This is a genomic window from Streptomyces sp. NRRL B-3229, from assembly GCF_000719505.1.
GTDB lineage: Bacteria > Actinomycetota > Actinomycetes > Streptomycetales > Streptomycetaceae > Streptomyces > Streptomyces griseorubiginosus.
This window is the reverse complement of sequence record NZ_JOGP01000136.1, coordinates 1-328: the sequence shown is the minus strand read 5'-3', so window position 1 is coordinate 328 and position 328 is coordinate 1. Positions and strand designations below refer to the sequence as shown.

Here is a 328-nt window from a genome sequence, read left to right as displayed (position 1 = left end):
GTCGGGGGTGGGGAGGGCTCGGTGGTCGATCTTGCCGTTGGTGGTGAGGGGGATGCGGTCGATGGCCACGAACGCGGCCGGGAGCATGTAGTCGGGGAGGGTGGTGGCCAGGTGGGCGCGCAGGGTTGCCGTGTCGAGGGGCTGGTGGGTGACGATGTAGGCGGTCAGGCGTTTGTGGCCGGGCTGGGGTTCACGGACGGTGGTGACGGCGTCCTTGATGTGGGGGTGTTCGCGCAGGCGGGCTTCGATTTCGCCGAGTTCGATGCGGTAGCCGCGGATCTTGACCTGGTGGTCGATGCGGCCGAGGGTTTCCAGGGTGCCGTCGGGC

The 328-nt window shown here is 68.9% G+C and carries 1 protein-coding gene; it reads right to left on the bottom strand.

Annotated elements, in window-relative coordinates:
• Nucleotides 1-328: AMP-binding enzyme (locus tag IF54_RS40275; RefSeq protein WP_037821271.1), on the bottom strand; the 328-nt coding region annotated here is incomplete at both ends.